This is a genomic window from Kouleothrix sp. (assembly GCF_046328425.1).
Classification (GTDB): domain Bacteria; phylum Chloroflexota; class Chloroflexia; order Chloroflexales; family Roseiflexaceae; genus Kouleothrix.
In genome coordinates this window covers 33,323-50,892 of record NZ_JAXLWP010000014.1, presented here as the reverse complement: position 1 = coordinate 50,892, position 17,570 = coordinate 33,323, and the positions used below count along the sequence as shown (strand labels likewise).

Annotated in this window: 13 protein-coding genes; 3 read left to right on the top strand and 10 right to left on the bottom strand. The window is 65.9% G+C overall.

Annotated features, from left to right (window positions below; all coding sequences use genetic code 11):
- Positions 1–41: 41 nt before the first annotated feature.
- A complete protein-coding gene (locus U0177_RS14370; RefSeq protein ID WP_409571331.1) occupies positions 42–899 on the bottom strand; it encodes an AAA family ATPase in 858 nt (285 codons plus the stop codon).
- A 159-nt stretch (positions 900–1,058) separates the two neighbouring features.
- Here U0177_RS14370 and U0177_RS14365 point away from each other — a divergent pair, with 159 nt between their 5' ends.
- Positions 1,059–1,526, top strand: a complete 468-nt coding sequence (locus U0177_RS14365) for a methyltransferase family protein (RefSeq protein ID WP_409571330.1) — start codon at positions 1,059–1,061, stop codon at positions 1,524–1,526.
- Between the two features lie 44 nt (positions 1,527–1,570).
- On the opposite strand, the gene U0177_RS14360 is transcribed toward U0177_RS14365, so the two are convergent.
- The 4 genes from U0177_RS14360 to U0177_RS14345 all read right to left on the bottom strand — a co-directional run bounded on the left by U0177_RS14360 (position 1,571) and on the right by U0177_RS14345 (position 6,941).
- Positions 1,571–2,557, bottom strand: coding sequence for an HDIG domain-containing metalloprotein (locus tag U0177_RS14360; protein WP_409571329.1), 987 nt, complete (start codon positions 2,555–2,557; stop codon positions 1,571–1,573).
- Positions 2,558–2,651: 94 nt separating this feature from the next.
- Entirely contained in the window at positions 2,652–3,995 is a 1,344-nt protein-coding gene (locus U0177_RS14355; RefSeq protein ID WP_409571328.1) for a hypothetical protein, read from the bottom strand.
- Positions 3,996–4,448: 453 nt separating this feature from the next.
- Positions 4,449–6,257, bottom strand: coding sequence for a cellulase family glycosylhydrolase (locus U0177_RS14350; protein WP_409571327.1), 1,809 nt, complete (start codon positions 6,255–6,257; stop codon positions 4,449–4,451).
- A 216-nt stretch (positions 6,258–6,473) separates the two neighbouring features.
- Positions 6,474–6,941 carry a TIGR00725 family protein gene (locus tag U0177_RS14345; RefSeq protein ID WP_409571326.1) on the bottom strand — a complete coding sequence of 156 codons (468 nt, stop codon included), beginning with the start codon at positions 6,939–6,941 and terminating at the stop codon, positions 6,474–6,476.
- A 335-nt stretch (positions 6,942–7,276) separates the two neighbouring features.
- Here U0177_RS14345 and U0177_RS14340 point away from each other — a divergent pair, with 335 nt between their 5' ends.
- Complete coding sequence (locus tag U0177_RS14340; RefSeq protein WP_409571325.1) at positions 7,277–7,900, top strand: hypothetical protein; 624 nt, start codon at positions 7,277–7,279, stop codon at positions 7,898–7,900.
- A 362-nt stretch (positions 7,901–8,262) separates the two neighbouring features.
- On the opposite strand, the gene U0177_RS14335 is transcribed toward U0177_RS14340, so the two are convergent.
- The 3 genes from U0177_RS14335 to ppk1 all read right to left on the bottom strand — a co-directional run bounded on the left by U0177_RS14335 (position 8,263) and on the right by ppk1 (position 12,534).
- On the bottom strand, positions 8,263–9,459 hold the full coding sequence (locus tag U0177_RS14335) for an AI-2E family transporter (protein WP_409571324.1): 1,197 nt from the start codon (positions 9,457–9,459) through the stop codon (positions 8,263–8,265).
- Between the two features lie 109 nt (positions 9,460–9,568).
- Entirely contained in the window at positions 9,569–10,171 is a 603-nt protein-coding gene (thpR, locus tag U0177_RS14330) for an RNA 2',3'-cyclic phosphodiesterase (protein ID WP_409571323.1), read from the bottom strand.
- Between the two features lie 227 nt (positions 10,172–10,398).
- Entirely contained in the window at positions 10,399–12,534 is a 2,136-nt protein-coding gene (gene ppk1, locus U0177_RS14325; protein WP_409571322.1) for a polyphosphate kinase 1, read from the bottom strand.
- 265 nt (positions 12,535–12,799) lie between these two features.
- On the opposite strand from ppk1, the gene U0177_RS14320 reads away from it, so the two are divergent.
- Entirely contained in the window at positions 12,800–12,988 is a 189-nt protein-coding gene (locus U0177_RS14320; protein ID WP_409571321.1) for a hypothetical protein, read from the top strand.
- 78 nt (positions 12,989–13,066) lie between these two features.
- Here the strand turns inward: U0177_RS14320 and U0177_RS14315 are convergent, their stop codons facing one another.
- Positions 13,067–14,488: an MFS transporter gene (locus U0177_RS14315; protein WP_409571320.1), complete on the bottom strand. Its 1,422-nt coding sequence runs from the start codon at positions 14,486–14,488 to the stop codon at positions 13,067–13,069.
- Between the two features lie 706 nt (positions 14,489–15,194).
- Positions 15,195–17,561 (bottom strand): VC_2705 family sodium/solute symporter, encoded by a 2,367-nt coding sequence (locus tag U0177_RS14310; RefSeq protein ID WP_409571319.1) that lies wholly within the window; start codon positions 17,559–17,561, stop codon positions 15,195–15,197.
- Positions 17,562–17,570 lie beyond the last annotated feature (9 nt).

Sequence of the window (17,570 nt, the reverse complement as noted above, 5' to 3'; positions counted from 1 at the left end):
CTTTATCTGTGGAATCTGCGCAACCTGTGGGCGCTTAGCGCCTAGCCGCCGGCTTGCTCCAGCAGCTCGGCGGCCAGCGGGCCGCGCAGCTTATCGACATCGTCCTGGTACTTCAGGATGATGCCGAGCGTGGCCTGCACCAGCTCGGGGCTGAGCGCCTGCGCGTTCAGGTGCTCGAGCGCCGCGGCCCAGTCGAGCGTCTCGGCCACGCCGGGGTGCTTGGCGAGCTCCTGCCGCCGCAGCGCCTGCACAAAGCCGACAACCTGCGCGGCCAGGCGTGCGCCGATGCCGGGCGCCTTGCGGCGGACAATCGCGAGCTCTTTGTCGTGCGGCGGGTAATCGATCCAGTGGTAGACACAGCGCCGCTTGAGTGCGTCGTGAAGCTCGCGGGTGCGGTTCGATGTGATGATCACGATCGGGCGATGTGCGGCGCGCAGCGTGCCTAGCTCGGGGATGGTGATCTGAAAGTCGGAGAGCAGCTCGAGCAGGAAGCTTTCGAACTCCTCGTCGGCGCGGTCGAGCTCGTCGATCAGCAGCACCGGGGCTTTGGCATTGCTCTGGTCGATCGCCTGCAGCAGCGGCCGGCGCAGCAGAAATGCTTCGGTATACAGTTCGCCGGTGGCGCTGCCCGGCTCGCCCGGCGCGCGCTGCTGGCGCGCCTGGATCTCGAGCAGCTGGCGCGGGTAGTTCCACTCATACACCGCCTGGCCCACATCAATGCCCTCGTAGCACTGCAGCCGGATCAGCGGCGTATCGAAGCTCGCGCTCAGCACCTTGGCCACTTCGGTTTTGCCTACGCCCGGCTCGCCCTCAAGCAGCAGCGCCTTGCCCATGCGCAGCGCCAGAAACAGGCTGGTGCTCAGCCCCACGTCGGCGATATACTCGTGGTTTGCGAGCATATCGGTGATATCCGCAATTGTTGCAAACGTAGCGGCATGCATGGCGTGTTCTTGCGTAAAATCAAGGGCTTCTGAAGTATAATACGCCGCGATGCGGTTCGCAATAGCTTTGTACAGGCGCTATTTCGCAAAATGAAAATCAGCGAGGGAGCGATGGCTATGAAGGTGAAGCAAGATCGCGGCGAGATCTGGGTTGCCGGCCAGGCTGTCTTGCTCGCGGCGGTTGTGCTGGCGCCGCGCCGGCTGCCGGGCCTGCCCGAGCTGCCCGAGGCCGTGCGTACGCCGCTCGGGCTTGCCGGGGTTGCCGTGGGCGCGGCTGGAACTGGCGTGGCGCTGGCCGGCGCGCGCGCTCTCGGCCCGAACCTTACGCCGTTTCCGCGCCCGCGCGAGCAGGGCCAGCTGGTGCAGAGCGGTGTGTATGGCGTGGTGCGCCATCCGATCTACAGTGGCATCTTGCTGATAGCCCTGGCGTGGTCGCTGCTGCGCGCCAGCCCGCCCTCGCTGCTGCTTAGCCTGCTGCTGGCGCTGTTCTTCGATCGCAAGGCTCGCCGCGAAGAGCTGTGGCTGCGCGAGAAATACCCCGAGTACGCCGAGTATGCCCGGCGCGTGCCTCGGCGGGTGTGGTAGCGCCTGAAGAATACGCTTCACGGCCGCAACTTGCCGCCTGGTGGCTAGCGCCTGGCCCGCTCCAACATGCGCCGCGCCAGCGCCAGTGCTTCTTCGCGCGTCGCGATCGTATCGCTGGCCTGGGCCTCGCCGATCGCCGCCAGCAGCTGCCCGATCTGCGGGCCGGGCCGCAGCCCAAGCTCGCGCATCAGGTCGTCGCCATTCGCCAGCGGCGGCGTGATCGCGACCTCTTCGCCCCAGATCGTTTCGAGCAGCGCGTCGATCCACTGCGCCTGAGCGATCCAGCTGCGCACGCTCAGGTTTGGCCCGCGCGTGGCCATGTGGTCGGCCAGCAGGTGCAGCAGCACGTCGGGGCCGGCGTCGCCGGTGGCGCTGAAGAAGCGCTGTACCGCGCGCAGCGTCACCTCGCCCTGCGCGGCGAGCTGGCCCGGCCGCATGTGCTCGCGCACGACCGCGCGGATGTAGCCGGCCTCGCCTGGCTCGAACCCCAGCCGCCGCGCGATACCGGCGGCCACCTCGCCGCCGATCGTCTGGTGCTCGTGGAAGCTGACGCCGCCACCCGGCTTGTCTTGCTTGGTCTGCGGCTTGGCGATATCGTGCAGAAGCGCGCCGAGCTTGAACAGCGCCGGGCGCGGGTAGCGCCCGACTGGCTGGGTGATATGCTCGCGCAGCTGAGCGGCGTAGCGGCTGCGGTAGGCCAGGCTGGGGTTGGCGCGAATGGCGGCGGGCAGCGCCTCGTCGGGCAGCGCGATCTGGTCGATCTGCGCGAGCAGCCACTCCACTGCCGCCACGGTCTCGATCGAGTGGTCGAGCACCGAGAGAAAGTGGACGATCGGCTGGTCGGTGTGGCGGGCCGGCTCGAGCTCGGGGATGGCGCGCGTCAGCAGGCCGGCGTGGTCGAGCGCGCGCAGCCGCAGCGCCGCGCCGGGGCCGCCGAGCACTGCCACCAGCGCCTCGCGCAGCGCCGTGGCGTCGGTGTGCGCCAGCGCCGAGTCTACCAGCGCGATCGATTGTGGTTCGCTTATCGTCATGGCGGGCATGATACCACGCCGCTGGCGGGTTCCACAAAAAAGCCAGGGCGCCCGATGGTGAAGGCGCCCTGGCTGCGTGTAGTTGACGTAATCTCTACCGCCCCTGGTCTTTCTTGAGCTGCGCCAGCAGACCCTGCAGGCGGTTGAACGCCGGCCGCGGGCTGTAGTCGGGGTTCAGGATGCCGAACGAAGCCTGCTCGTTCAGTGGGTTGGGTGGGTTGTTCTGCGCCCAGATCACCGCGAAGTTCATATTCCACAGGAACATATTGCCCATCCACGGCGAGCCATCGTCGTAGCGATATTTATCGTAGGCCATCTTGATCGCGCCGGCGATATACTCGGCCTGCTGGTCGAACGACACCTGGTTGCCGAACTCGTAGCCCGGCGTGTCGTTCTTGGTTGCCCAGCCAAACTCAGTAATCCAGATCTGGTGATCGCCGACACCCTCTTGCTCCATGAACTTGCGCACATTTTCGACATGCCGGAAGTAAAACGTCGGGTCGTTGACCCAGCCGTCGGCCTTGCTCGGGTTGTCGGGCCACATGGTGTCGGGCGGGTTGGCCGAGCCGCCGGGGTGCACGCCCTGCGCGTCGAAGTGCGATTTGATGATGCCGTCTTTGTAGCGGTACATCGCGCGGTAGTAGTTCTCGTCCGACACGGCGATTGCCGGGTCGTTCACGCCGCTCGATGAGGGCGCGCCGGCCAGCACAATGATGCTCGGGTCGATCGCTTTGATCCGGTTATAGCTTTCGACCAGGATGTCGACATAGTGTCCGGCGTCGGCCTCGGTCACGCGGCCGCCATTCTCGTGCGCCAGGTTTTGCTCGTTCCAGATCTCGTAGGCGCCGATCTTCTTGCCATAGCGCTTCACCATGGCATCAACCAGGTTGCCCATCGATACCGGGTCGCTTGGCAGGCCGTTCGTCTCGTTATAGAACGCCGGCGCCTGCACGATATTGACCAGCAGCTTGAACTTTTTGGCCGCCACGTCGTCGACGATCTTGTCGAGCTCGCCCCAGGCGTAGTCGCCGGGGTTGGGGCCCTCAACGTCTTTCCACACGACCTGCTGGCGCACCCAGTCGAAGCCGGCGATGCCGTCGAGCGTCAGCACGCGGTCGCGGTCGGTATAGTACAGGTGGTTGACGATCCCGAAGTTCAGGTGTGGCATTTTGATCGGTTTGCCCGGCTCGACAATCGGCTCGGCCGGGGCGCCGTCGGTCGGCTCGGCCGCAGCGGTCGGCTCGGCGGCGGCGGTTGCCTCGGCGGTTGGCGCGCCAGCCGTGGGCTGGGCAGTGGCCACCACCGCGGCGGTCGGCAGCGCGGCGGTTGGGTTTGCGGCAGTGTCGGGCGCGCCGCCGCAGGCTGCCAGCGTGGGCAGCAGCAGCACCAGCAGCGCTGTTGCGGCAATGCTTCGCATATGTGCGAAAGGCGTCTTCACAAGCATCTCCTTGATACGACAATGCTTTGTAGTAATGGCCGTATTGTACACGAATTCGCGCGCGGGCTGAAACGCGGCCCCCTGAGCGCAAGCTGACGGCTGGTTGCGCCGGAAGTGATGACGTATGAGCCGGCGCGCGCGTTACACCAACTCCGTATGATCACTGTCTTTGCTGCCGCAGGCTCAATCTCGTCGCTTGAGGAAGCCGAAGAGCGCAAGTGCGTAATACGCTGTTCGCTTGATCACGTAGAGATCGTGTTGCACGACGTGGCTTCGCCACGTCGTGCAACACAATACGAAATTTGGGGGCGGCGAAGCCGCCCCCCAAACCCTCACCAAAGTGTCAGTAATCAAGCGAAGTGGCGGGCCGCGAATCAACAGCCGAGAACCCGGCGTCGCGTGGTTCTCGGCTCTTGAATGGTTGCCCTGCAGGCGTCTCTGGCTGCCTGCTGCCTAGTCTTTGGGCATCTGCTGGATGGCGGTATACGCCGGGCGCGGGCTCCAGTCGCCGTTCAGCACGCCGAACGAGGCTTGCTCGTGCAGCTCGTTGCCCTGGAACTTCCACAGCGTCGCGAAGTTCAGCTGCCACAAGAACATCCCGCCGACCCACGGCGCGTAGTCGTGGCGGCCCATCTGGAAGGCGCGCACGATGTAGTCGGCCTGCTCCTGCTGCGAGGTGTTGTTGCCGAAGCCGTAGCCCGGCGTGTTGTTGCGCGTAGCCCAGCCGAACTCAGTCACCCACACCTTCATGTCGCCGAGGCCGCTGTCGACCATCGCCTGGTGCACGTCTTCGAGCCGGCGGAAGTAAAACTCGCGGCTGGTCGTCCAGCCCGGGCCGGGGCCGGGGTTATCGGGCCAGAAGGTGTCGGGCGGGTTGGCCTGGCCGCCGGGGTGCGCGCCAATCACGTCGACGCTCGCGCGGAAGCGGCCGTCGGCGAACATCTGGCGCAGAAACGTGATGTCGCTAATCGCTACGTCCGAGCGGTTCGTCTCGGTCGAGGAAGGCGCGCCCGACACAATGATCGCGCCTGGGTCGGCGGCGCGGATGGCCTGCGACGCGCCCACCAGCATATCCATATAGAAGCTGGCGTTGGCGACGCGCCCGCCGTTCTCGTGGGCCAGGTTTTCCTCGTTCCAGATCTCGTACGCCTGCACCTTGCCGCGGTAGCGCAGCGCCATATTGCCCATGAAGCTATTGAAATCGTTGAAGTGCTCGCGCGCGGGCATGCCGTTGCGGCCGTCGGGGGTAGCCCAGCTGGGCGCGGCCACCACGCTAATCAGCAGCTTCACGCCGGCGTTGGCCGAGTCGTTGACGATGTTGTCGAGCTCGCCCCAGCAGATCTGGAAGCATGGTGTGCCCGGCGCGCCCTGCAGATCCATCCAGCGCACCTGCTGGCGGATCCAGCCGACGCCGGCGCCTTTCGAGGCGTTCAGCACGCGCTGGCGATCTTGCCAGGGCTGGCCCTGGCCGTACAGGATGGCGTTGAAGCCATATACAAACGACGACGTCTGCGGGTTGGGCGTCGGGTTGGGCACCTGGTCGGGGCCGATCGGCTGGAACGCCGCCTCGCCTTTGTGCTTGGCGTCGCGGTACTCGTTGCCCAGCAGGCCCAGCAAGATCTGGTAGCGCGGGTCGGGCTCGTCGGGGTGCCACTCCATGCGCTGGCGCTCGAAGTACTGCACCCAGTATGTGCGGCCGTCGGCCTGGTTGACTTCCTGGAACGGCTCGGATTTGGGCCGGCCAAACACCTCGAGGCCGCCGTTGCCGAGCCAGAAGCTGCGGAACGGCGCCGGGCTATCGCGCAGCGTGTGGCTGGTCGCGGCGTCAAACGTGCCGTCGCCAGGGTCGGCCACCGGCTGGAATGGCGCCTGGCTTTCGCGGCCGCGAATGATCTGGTTGCCCATCAGGCGCCCAAGGATGTAGAACTGCGTTCCGGCGTTCTCAGGGTGCTCTTCCAGCACGGCGCGCTCGAAGTACTGCACGCGGTAGAACTCGCCGGGGTTGGTGAAGCTTTCTTCGATAAACGGCTGCGAGATCGGGTAGCCCAGCACGAACAGTGCGTTCGGCGTGCGCTGCCAGAATGCCAGAAACGAGTTCATGGCCGCGTGCTGTGTTTCGTTGAAGTACTGCGACATGAACGGCGGCAGCGTGTCGGGCACGTCTTCGGGCCGGCGGGGCGCGGCGGCGCCGGCACTCGGCCAGGCCACCCACGCGCTGAGGATCGAAAGGATCAAAAGGGCGGCAAAGGCACGGTTCCGCATTGTCTGCTCCTCTAGTGAGAGTACCCTGAGTTCGCCGGCACGGGCGTTAGCGGCGCTGTATAGGCGATTATATTGCGCATGGCTGACGCGCCGCTGACGGGCGCCTGATAGAGCGATTACCGTTGGGTTAATCTAGTGGGGGCGTGGAGCCGGATCATGGCGTTTGGTGGAGATGCGGCGCTGGCCGCGGGCCGGGCACGCAGCGCTGCCGAGCTGCTAGCGGCGCTTGCAGTATGACAGCGCTGCCGCCACCGCCGCCTCGGGCGAGTTGACCGCCAGCACGTGCGGCTCGCCAGCGTCGTCGCGGCCCAGGTTCCAGGTGCGCAGCCCGATCACCGGGCGGCCAAGCTTGCGCGCCAGGGCGATCTCCGAGAGCGTGCCGTACTCGCCGCCGATCGCAATTACCACGTCGGCGCTGCAGACAATGATCGCATTGCGCGCCTCGCCGATGCCAGTGGCGATCGGCACCTGCACGTCGGGGTTGGCTGCGGCGGCGTCGTTGCCCGGTAGGATCCCAACCGTGGTGCCGCCGGCGCCGCGCGCCCCGCGACACGCCGCCGCCATCACGCCGCCCAGCCCGCCGCATACCAGCGTCGCGCCGGCTGCGGCGACGCTTCGGCCAACCATCTCGGCCAGCGCGGCGGTGCCGCTATCGCATTGGCCGGCGCCGCAGACGGCGATCATCGGTTTTCGTCGTTCTGGAGCGACCATACCGCTTGGTCCGTGCACTTTCTAGAAAACGTGGAAATCGCCGGGGAGCGTACGATGACCGGTAGCACCTGGCAAGCGCGTATTATAGGGGAGAGCCGCAGGCGCGTCAAATTGCGCCATGGCCCGTGCAACGCCGGCTCTCACTCCGCTCGCCTATCAGGCAAGTGGCCACGCGGAGGGGCGAAAGACGTTGCACCAGCCCTGAAGCTTGCGCGCATGCGCTTGACATCGCGCGGCTACCTGCTAGGATTATGCTCGATGAGCGGCAGGGCGGGATCTGGCTGCTGTGGCCCGAGGAGCAAGATTGCATGTTTCAACCACTGATCGACGACGCGCGCGATATGATCGGGCGCCTGCACCAGAGCGCCGAGCGCGGCCGCGAGAATGTTCCCTCGGCCGTGATGATGCGCTTTAGCGAGTTTCAGGCGTGGGAGACGGCCGTGCACAATGTGGCGCAGCTGGTGTTCGGCGACGAATCGCCGGCACTGCTGCGCTGGCAGTCGCTGGTCGATCGGCGCGACGCGCTGATGGCCGAGGCGATGCGCAAAGATGTCAAGCGCGGCGAGTACTACGGCATGATCGACTACTTTCACCTGGCGATCGGCGCGCTGCGCGAGTTCGAGGCGACCTACCAGTACCACCTGGCCGCGCGCACGCAGGCGCCCGAGCCGGCCATGCCGCCTGAGCCGCCGCCTTACACCGGCAGCCAGCCGCTCACGCCATACGAGCCGGCCGCGCCGCGCCAGCGCGTCACGCGGCTGGCCGATAACCAGTGGGAACTGCTGATCACCCTGGCCGACTCGACCTATGGCTGGCTGAGCGATGTGGTTGCTGCTCGCGAGGCTTCCGGGGTGGTCGATCCTGCGGCGGTGGCGCGCCTTGCCGCGACGATCGTCGAGCGGGTGTCCGCGCAGACGCGCCGGGGCGCATAGTGCCCCCAAACCCCCACCAATGAAGCCTTAGAAGCTGTTTGAAAAGGGTGGTTTGGAGGGACTTTGTCCCTCCAAGTTTCCACTTTTCTGGCGGGTGGCGGCCACGAATGTGGCCGCCACCCGCCAGAAGGGAAGTGCGAGGGGCTATGCCTCTCGCGCACCCCTTTTCAAACAGGCTCTTAGGACTTGCTTGGCGCCCTCAGCCTTCGGCAGGGCGGTACAATTCTCCGTATCGTGTGCGGTTTTCGCGCGGGGCGCGGAAAACCGCACACCGAAGATCAAGCAAGCACCATGCTGCCGCAGGCTCAATCTCGTCGCTTGAGGAAGCCGAATCACGCAAGTGCGTAACTTCTAGAAGCCTATCAAATCGACCGGTGGTCGCCTGCGGATGGCCGCGGGTCGCTGCGCGGCTCGGCCTGCGGCTCGGGTGGAGCTGGTGGGGCCGGCGCGATCGTCGTGCGCCCGTAGATGAACTGCAGCACCGCCGCCACCACGCCGGCGATTGGAATGCCAAACAGAATGCCCCAGCCGCCGGCAACCGTCGCCCCCACCAGGATGGCGGCAAACACCAGCAGCGGGTGCAGCCCCACGATCCGCCCCATCAGGCGCGGCATGATCATGTTGAACAACACCTGCTGCACCACCGCCAGCACCAGCACCATCAGCAGCACGCTGTCGGGCCGGTCGATGATCGCGATCACCAGCGGTGGGATGACGCCAAGCACGCTGCCGATGATGGGCACCAGCACAATGATCGAGGCGATCACGCTCGCCAGCGCGACATAGTCCAGCCCAAGGCCGGTCATCACCATCGCCGTGGCAATGCCGTAGATAAACCCCTGAATCAGCTGGGCGCGCAGAAAGCCGCCAAAGGTGTGGTTGACGATCGTAAAGAAGCGCACGGTGTCGTCGCGCCACTGCTCGGGCAGCTGCTGCAAGAACTTGTCGGCGATGCGCGGGCCGTCGAGCGTCATGTAGTAGCTGAGAATCAGCACCAGGATCAGGTCGATCAGCAGTGTGGCGATGCCGCTGGCGATGCCGAGCGATTGCTGGATGAGCGTGCTGCCGAGAGTCGTCGCCTGCTGCGCCAGCGCCTCGGGCTGCGCGATGCGCGCGATGTTGCCGCGAAAGCCTACGCGCTGCAGCTCGCTCTCCAGGCCGGTGATCCACAGCGAGATCTGGCTCACCGCGTTTGGCAGCGTCTCGTCGATGCCAACCAGCTGCGGCTCGATGATTGGCACCAGCGACACTACCAGCACCACCACCAGTGCGATGATCGCCACATACACCAGCGACACCGCCAGCGCGCGCGGCAGCCGCCATGTGGGTGTGACTGCGCCGGTGGCGGCGCGGTGCGACACGAACGGCACCGGCAGCGTGAGCATGGTCAGCCAGTCGACCAGCGGCTTGAGGACGAGCGACGCCAGCCAGGCCAGGCCAAACAGCAGCAGCGGCGTGGCGAACAGCGCCGTCAGGAAGAACAGCCGCTCGAGCAGGTACACCGACACTGCTACGATCAGCATCCACACCAGAATGCGCTGGAGACGATCGCCCAACATCGTTGCCCCATTTCATACTCGCCTGATTGCCCGTGGTTTGCGGTGGGTCGCGCCGTGCCGCCGCGCGGAGCACTACCGGCTGGCTGGGCGGAAGGCCGCCAGCGCCACTTCAAGCGAGTGTGATATCCGACTGCGGATCGCCCGCCAGTTGGCAATCTGCAATCTCGGTGTAGATCGGCCCACCGGGTTGCAGCTCGCTGCGCAGCAGGCTCACGTGCTGCGCTAGCCATGCGACCGGCGGCAGCTGCGGCAGCGCGCGGATGGTGTCGCCCAGCCGCTCGAGCGCTGTTTGCGCGGCGCCGTGGCGTGCGCGCCCCAGCGTAAGGTGTGGGCGAAACGCGCGCTTCTCGGGCTGGAAGCCGATCGCGACCATTGCGCGCTCGATCTCGCCTGCCAGCCGCCCCAGCGCCTCGACCGCGCCGCCGACGCCGGCCCACACCACGTTGGGGTGGCGGGTGTTTGGGAACGCGCTCACGTGGGTCAGGCTCAGCTGAAACGCCGGGTAGCCCTGGATGCTCTGCCGGATTGTCGGGCCAATCGTTGGCAGCAGCGTGGTGTCGGTTTCGCCCAGAAAGCGCAGCGTGAGGTGCATCGAACTAGGCGCGACCCACTTGATCGGCGCGCCGCCTCGGCCCAGGCGTGTCTGGGCTGCCGCAAGCGCGGCCTTCACGGCCGGCGGCAGCGGTGTGGCGATAAACAGGCGGTAGCTCATCGGGTTGCAGGTTGTGGCGCGTGGATCTGCCGCGCGCCAATCTCCTATCCGTATCCTATTCACAGGACTTACGCGGTGCGGGTTTTTGCCTTCGGCAGAGCGGTACTTTTTCATGGATGGTGCTGAGATGCTGGCGCTTTGCGCCAACATCTCAGCACACAAGAAAGCGAGTACCATGCTGCCGCAGGCAGAACAAGCCGATATCGCAGGCGACCGCGTACGTCCTGTCATTCAGGCGGGATCTGGCGGCCAACCGAGAATGCGGCCTGGCTGTCGATCGTCGGTTCGCCCTCGCCGGGCCGCGCGCGCAGGTACGAGCCGTCGGGCTGAAGCACGTGGGCGCGGGTGTTATCGCGCAGATACACCGCCAGCAAGTCGTTGCGAATATGCGCCACCAGCGCCGGGTCTTCGATCGGGAACAGCGTCTCGACGCGGCGATCGAGGTTGCGCTGCATCAGGTCGGCGCTGCCCAGGTACACCTCGGGCGCGCCATCGTTGGCGAAGTAGTAGATCCGGCTATGCTCGAGGAAGCGGCCGATCACGCTACGCACGCTGATGTTCTCGCTCATGCCCGGCACGCCCGGCCGCAGGCAGCACATACCGCGCACATTCAGATCAACCTTCACGCCCACCGCCGAGGCCTGGTACAGCAGGTCGATCATCGCCGGATCGACCAGCGCGTTGAGCTTGAAGATCAGGTGGCCGGCGCGCCCGCTGGCGGCATGCGCGATCTCGCGCTCGATCAGCAGCGTCAGCCGCTCGCGCAGGTTGACCGGCGCCACCAGCAGCTTGCGGTAGCGCGACTGGCGCGAGTAGCCGGTGAGAAAGTTGAACAGGTCGGACACGTCGGCGCCAATATCGGGGCGGCAGGTCAGCAGCCCGAGGTCGGTGTACACGCGCGCGGTGCCGGCGTTGTAGTTGCCGGTGCCCAGGTGCACATAGCGGCGCAGGCCGTCGTACTCGCGGCGCACGATCAGCGCGATCTTGGCGTGGGTTTTCAGCCCCACCAGGCCGTACACCACGTGCACGCCGGCGCGCTCGAGCGCGCGCGCCCAAGTGATGTTGTTCTCCTCGTCGAAACGCGCCTTCAGCTCGACCAGCACCGTCACCTGCTTGTCCTGGTCGCGGGCGTGCATCAGCGCCTTGACGATCGGCGAGTTGCTGCCGACGCGGTAGAGCGTCTGCTTGATCGCCAGCACCTCGGGGTCTTCGGCGGCGGCCTCGATCAGCTCGACCAGCGGCTGGAATGAGTCGTAGGGGTGGTGCAGCAGGATGTCCTGCTGGCGGATCGCGCCGAATATCTCGGCGCTGGTGCGCGCGTGGCGCAAGATCGGCGGCGCCTTGGGGTAGAACGGCGGGTCTTTCAGGTCGGGCCGGTCGATCTTGGTGAGCGCCATCACATCGGCGAGGCCGAGCGGGCCGCGCACCTCGTACAGATCCTCGGGCGTGAGCTTCAGGTTCACCAGTAGCAGGTCGCGGATGCGCTGGGGCATGTTCGGCTGGATCGTCAGGCGCACCACCGCGCCGAAGCGGCGGCGGCGCACGCCCTGCTCGATCGTACGCAGCAAGTCGGCGGCCTCTTCCTCCTGGATCTCGACATCGGCGTTGCGCGTGATACGAAAGACATACGCCTCGGTCACGGCCATGCCGGGGAACAGCGCGTCGGCATTCTCGGCGATCACCTGGTCGAGCCAGGCAAAGCAGTAGCGCCGCTCGGGCGGGATGTGCTCGGGCGTGGCGCACGAGCTGCCGCCGATCGGGATGAGCCGCGGCAGCACCGCCGGCACCTTGACGCGCGCGAACAGCTCGCCCTCCTCGGGGTCGTTGATCACCACCGCCAGGTTGATGCTCAGGTTCGAGATCTGCGGGAAGGGATGGCTGGGGTCGAACGCCAGCGGCGTGAGCACCGGAAACACTTCGCGCTCGAAATAATCTTTGCAGTAGGCGCGCTGGCGCGCGTTCAGCTCGTCGTAATCGAGCACGTGGATGCCCTGGGCGCGCAGGCGCGGCTGGATGTCGTTGAGCCAGCAGGCGCGATGCTGATCGGCCAGCGCCAGGACGGCGCGGCGGATGGCGGCGAGCTGCTCGGCGGGGGTGCTGCCGTCGGGCGAGCGGCCGGCGACGCCGGCGGCGACCTGCTGCTTGATGCCGGCCACGCGGATCATGAAGAATTCGTCGAGGTTGGTGCTGAAGATCGAGAGGAACTTCACGCGCTCGAACAGCGGGTGGCGTTCATCGAGCGCTTCCAGAAGCACACGGCGGTTGAACTCGAGCCAGCTAAGCTCGCGGTTGATATAGCGGGTGCGATCGTGGTATGGGCTCAGCAGCTCGGGCGGCGGAGCCAGCTCGGACGCAACGGCCATGATACCTTCCTTGACGTTGTAGTGGCTTCGCTGATCGGCGCGATAGGTGTTGGGCACGGGTAAGTATAGCATTATGGATTGCCGTGGGCAAGCATTGCTTTGGCTGTTTGGCTGTGGCACGGTTCTGCCGAGCGCGCCACGAGGCATGCGCCGCCGGCTTTTCGGATACCACCAACCTCGCTTTCGGCGCTTGGGGCGCAAGCCCGCGCGAGCTGGGCGCGTGGTATACTGGGCCGCATCGGGCGGGAAGCAAAAGGAACCAACCATGCCATCACAGGGGCCGAATTGGGAGGGGCTGATCCTGGCGTTTGCCATGATCTTCACCGTGCTGCTCGGGGTATTCTACGGCGTGTCGATGCTGACCCGCACGCCGGTGCCCTGGCTGGTCGCGCTGGTGCTGGCGCTGGCGCTGACGTTTGGGCTGCGCTACCTGCGCGGCCGAGCGCGCCCATAGCGCCGCACGCTCGCCAACATACAAGCCGGCGGCTGGCCATTGGCCAGCCGCCGGCTGTTTGTGCCGCTCAGCGTATCGCTAGGCCGGCGACGGGTACGACTCCTCGGTCTCGTCGTGGATCGAGACGTGGTTGGTCTCCTTCAGGAAGATCATACCGACCACGAAGGTCATAATCGCCACGCCGATCGGGAACCACAGGCCGGCGTAGATATTGCCGGTGCTGGCCACCAGCGCGGTGGCGATGAACGGCAGCCAGCCGCCGAAGTAGCCGTTGCCGAAGTGGTACGGCAGCGACACCGAGGTGTAGCGGATCTTGGCCGGGAACGACTCGACCAGGAACGCCGCGATCGGGCCGTACACCATCGTCACGAACAGCAGCATCAGGAAGATCAGCAGCGTGATCGTCACGGTGTCGGGGTTCGCGGCCACGGCCGGCGTCACCACCTTGCCGGCGGCGTCTTTCACCTCGGGCGTGATCGCGCCGGCGGCAGCCTTGATGCCCTGGAAGATCGGGTAGAAGCCGATCGCCGCCAGCAGGTTGCCGGCCATCATGATCTTCTTGCGGCCGAAGCGATCCGAGAGCGCGCCGAACACCACGAAGAATGGCATACCCATCAGCAGCGCGATCGCCACGATCGTATCGGCGGTGGTGGCGTTGAGCTTGAGCGCGCTCTTCATCCAGGTGTTCACATAGAACTGGCCGGTGTACCACACCACCGCCTGGCCGGCGGCCGCGCCCAGCAGCACGATGAAGAACGTGCGCCAGTTGCGCGCCTTGCCGAAGCTGTCCTTGATCGGCGCGGTCGACGTCTTGCCCTCGCTCTTGAGCTTGGTGAACAGCGGCGACTCTTTCATCTTCGAGCGGATGTACACCGAGATGCCCACCAAGAGGATCGACAGCAGGAACGGAATGCGCCAGCCGTAGTCGGCGAAGGCAGCCGTCGGCATCGAGCCGCGCACAATCAGGATCACCGCCAGCGACACGAACAGGCCCAGCGTCGCGGTGATCTGGATGAAGCTGGTGTAGTAGCCGCGCTTGTTGTCGGGCACGTGCTCGGCCACGTACACTGCCGCGCCGCCGTACTCGCCGCCGAGCGCCAGGCCCTGCATGATCCGGATGAATACCAGAAGGATTGGGGCCAGGATGCCGATCGACGCGTAGGTCGGCAGCAAGCCGATCAGCGTGGTGGCGCCGCCCATGATCAGCAGCGTCACAAGGAAGGCATACTTGCGGCCAACCAGGTCGCCGATGCGCCCGAACACCAGCGCGCCGAACGGGCGCGCCGCAAAGCCGGCGCCAAAAGTCGCGAGGGTCGAGAGGAGTGCCGCGGTGGCGTTTTCGGCTGGGAAGAACTTGCTGGCGATCACTGTCGCCAAGCTGCCGAAGATGTAGAAGTCGTACCACTCAATCATCGTGCCCAGCGCGGAGGCAAGGATGACCTTCCAGATTGTGCGGGTGTCGACTGCGGTAGAGGGTACGGCGCGTGCCATCGTAGCCATACAAATGTCTCCTTTGAGCTTACGGCTTTTGCGTCACTGCGTTGATGCGTTCGGTTTCGGCGGTCTGCGATGGTTCGGGAGCCAGGGCTATGTGTGCCATTAACCTCCTTCATGCCACACTCAAGCAATATCTGCCGTTGTTGTGCCGCGGCTCGCCGCCAAGTGTCGCGCCACTCGCGCTCGCCGGTGCTGAGCATAGCTGGCGGGTACGCAGCGCACTGTTCTGGCCAAAACATTGCGGGCATGCGCACACGAGCGCCAGAGGTATTTGCTTCAGGGTCGTTTCGTGATGCTGGAATAATAGAGGCTGATTGTCAAGCCCGATCAAGGTTATGGTGAATTTTGTGTAAATATGCGCGGCGCGCGCTTCACAGCGCGAGTGCGTCACAGCAAGCCCAGCCGCTATGATCTGTAAAGATTGTGTAAAGGTTGGCGGCAGCGTAAACAGCTAGGAGTTACGCACCTGCGTGATTCAGCTTCCTCAGGGTATGCGATTGAGCCTGCGGCAGAGCGCGCCAACCGCGTTTGTCCTGGGAAGCTGTCTGAAAAGGGTAGTTTGGAGGGACGAAGTTCCTCCAACTATCACTCGTTCTGGTGGGTGGCGGCCACGAATGTGGCCGCCACCCGCCAGAAGGGCAGTGCGAGGGGCTATGACACCCTCGCGCACCCCTGTTCAAACAGGCTCTTATAGCAAAAAGCCCTAGCTCTAGCGTAGCGTATCGACGAGATGCTGTGTCTCGGGCGAGGGCGGGGGGGTAAGCTTGCTGACGATGATCGTCACCAGGAAGTTTACGGGCACGCCGAACACGCCAGCGGCCACATTGGTAATGCCAAGCACATTGAAATCCGGGTCGCGCACATTCAGCAGCATATACAGCAGCGTCGTCAGCAGCCCGGCGATCATGCCGGCCACCGCGCCGCGGCCATTGGCGCGCTTCCAGAAGATGCCCAGCACCAGGATGGGGAAAAACGTCGCCGCGGCGAACGAGAACGCCCACGCCACCAGCTGCACGATCAGCGGCAGGCGCCGCGTGGCCGCGAATGCCGCCGCCACCGCCACCAGAAACATCATCGCGCGGCCGATCAGCAGGCGCTCGCGCGTGGCGCTGGCCGGGTAAAACGTGCGGGTGTACAGGTCGTGCGAGAGCGCCGAGGCGATCACCATCAGCAGCCCGTCGGCGGTCGAGAGCGCCGCCGCCAGCCCGCCGGCCGCCACCAGCGCGGCGACGGTGTGCGGCAGGCCGGCGATCTCGGGCGTGGCCAGCACCACCACGTCGGGGTCGATCTTCAGCTCATCGAACTGCAGGATGCCATCGGTCGGGTTGGCGGTGGCGGTAGGGCGCGTGGCCGGGCCGCTCAGCTCGCTCATGCCGATCAGCCCATCGCCGTCGCGGTCGTCGATCACCAGATCCCCGCTCTGCACCAGCCGGTCGGCCCAGCGCGGCAGCTGCGCGATCGGCGTGTGCTCGAGCGTGGTCAGGTCGGTGTACTCGATCAGGCCGACATTCGCCCAGTTGACGGCCCACTCGGGCACGGCGGTGACCGGCTTGCCGACGACATTTTTCATCACCTCGAGCCGCGAGAACGCCGCGTAGGCCGGCGCGGTGAAGTACAGCAGGCAGATGAACAGCATGGCCCAGGCCACGCTGCGGCGGGCCGCGCCGACATCGGGCACGGTGTAGAAGCGGATCAGAATGTGCGGCAGGCCGGCGGTGCCGACCATCAGGCAGAACATCAGCGCCATGAAGTTCCAGGGCGTCCAGTTGTTGAATGGCGTGACATACGAGCTGGTGATGCCCTGCGCCGCTTCGAGCTGCGTGATCTGCTGCAGCGCCTCGCCGTACATGATCTGCGGGATGGGCACGCCAGTCGAGCGGAACGACAGGATGGTGACGGGGGTGAGGTAGGCGATCAGCAGCACAATGCACTGGGCCACCTGCGTCCAGGTGATCGCGCGCATGCCGCCGAGGTACGAGCAGAACAGCACCGCGCCGAGGCCGATCGTCACGCCGGCCAGGTAGTTCACGCCCAGAAAGCGGCTCATGATAATGCCGATGCCGGTGACTTGCGCGGTGAGGTAGGTGAACGAGATGATCACGCCGATCACCGCCGCCACCACGCGCGGCCGGTGGCCCTCGTAGCGCGTGGCCACAAAATCGGGGATGGTGTACTGGCCGAACTTGCGCAGGTAGGGCGCCAGCAGCAGCGCCAGCAGCACGTAGCCGCCCGTCCAGCCCATGATGTAGGCCAGGCCCTCGTAGCCCAGCAGCCACAGCGTGCCGGCAAGCGAAATGAACGAGGCCGCGCTCATCCAGTCGGCGCCGATGGCCATGCCGTTGAAGAAGGCCGGGATGCGGCGCCCGGCTACGAAGTACTCGTCGAGGTTGCGGGTGCGGCTGGCGATGCCGATCACCGCGTACAAGCCGATCATGACGATCATCAGCGCCCAGCCGCTGAAGGCCGCCGGCAGGCTGAAGCGCTGCTCAAGCGTGCCCACCAGCAGCGCGAACAGGATGAAGCCGGCGGTGAACAGGATGTAGATGATGCCCAGGCGGCGGATGCCGGCCCGGCCGGCGCGCGTGCCCTCGGGCAGGCGCAGCGCGGTGAGGCGGCGCTCGAGGTGGGCTGCGCGCCAGGCGTAGGCGGTGATCAGCCCGAGAAACACCACCAGCGAGCCCTGGGCGCCCATGTAGTAGCCGAGCGGGAAGCCGGTCAGGATCTGCAGCTGGTTGAGCTGCGGCGAGAGCGCGGCCGGCACAAACGATACGCCGGCCCAGATCAGCAGCATCAGGCCGATCAGGCGCAGGTTTGCACGCCAGGCCGGCTGGTCGATCTGGCCGGCTGGCCTGGCTGCGGCTGGGCTTGCGGGCGCGGGCTGCCCCCGGCCCGGCACGCGCAGGCGCGCGCGCCGGTTCGGCTGGCGCGCGCTGCCCGACGTGGGCAGCTCGCTTTCGTCGCGGTGCAGCGGCGGAAACAGCCAGTCGAGCACCCACACCGCCACGAAGACGATCAGCATCCACAGCACAATCAGCTGAAGCAGGCCGATCCAGTTGAATGTCAGCACCTGTTGCATATGTTCTGC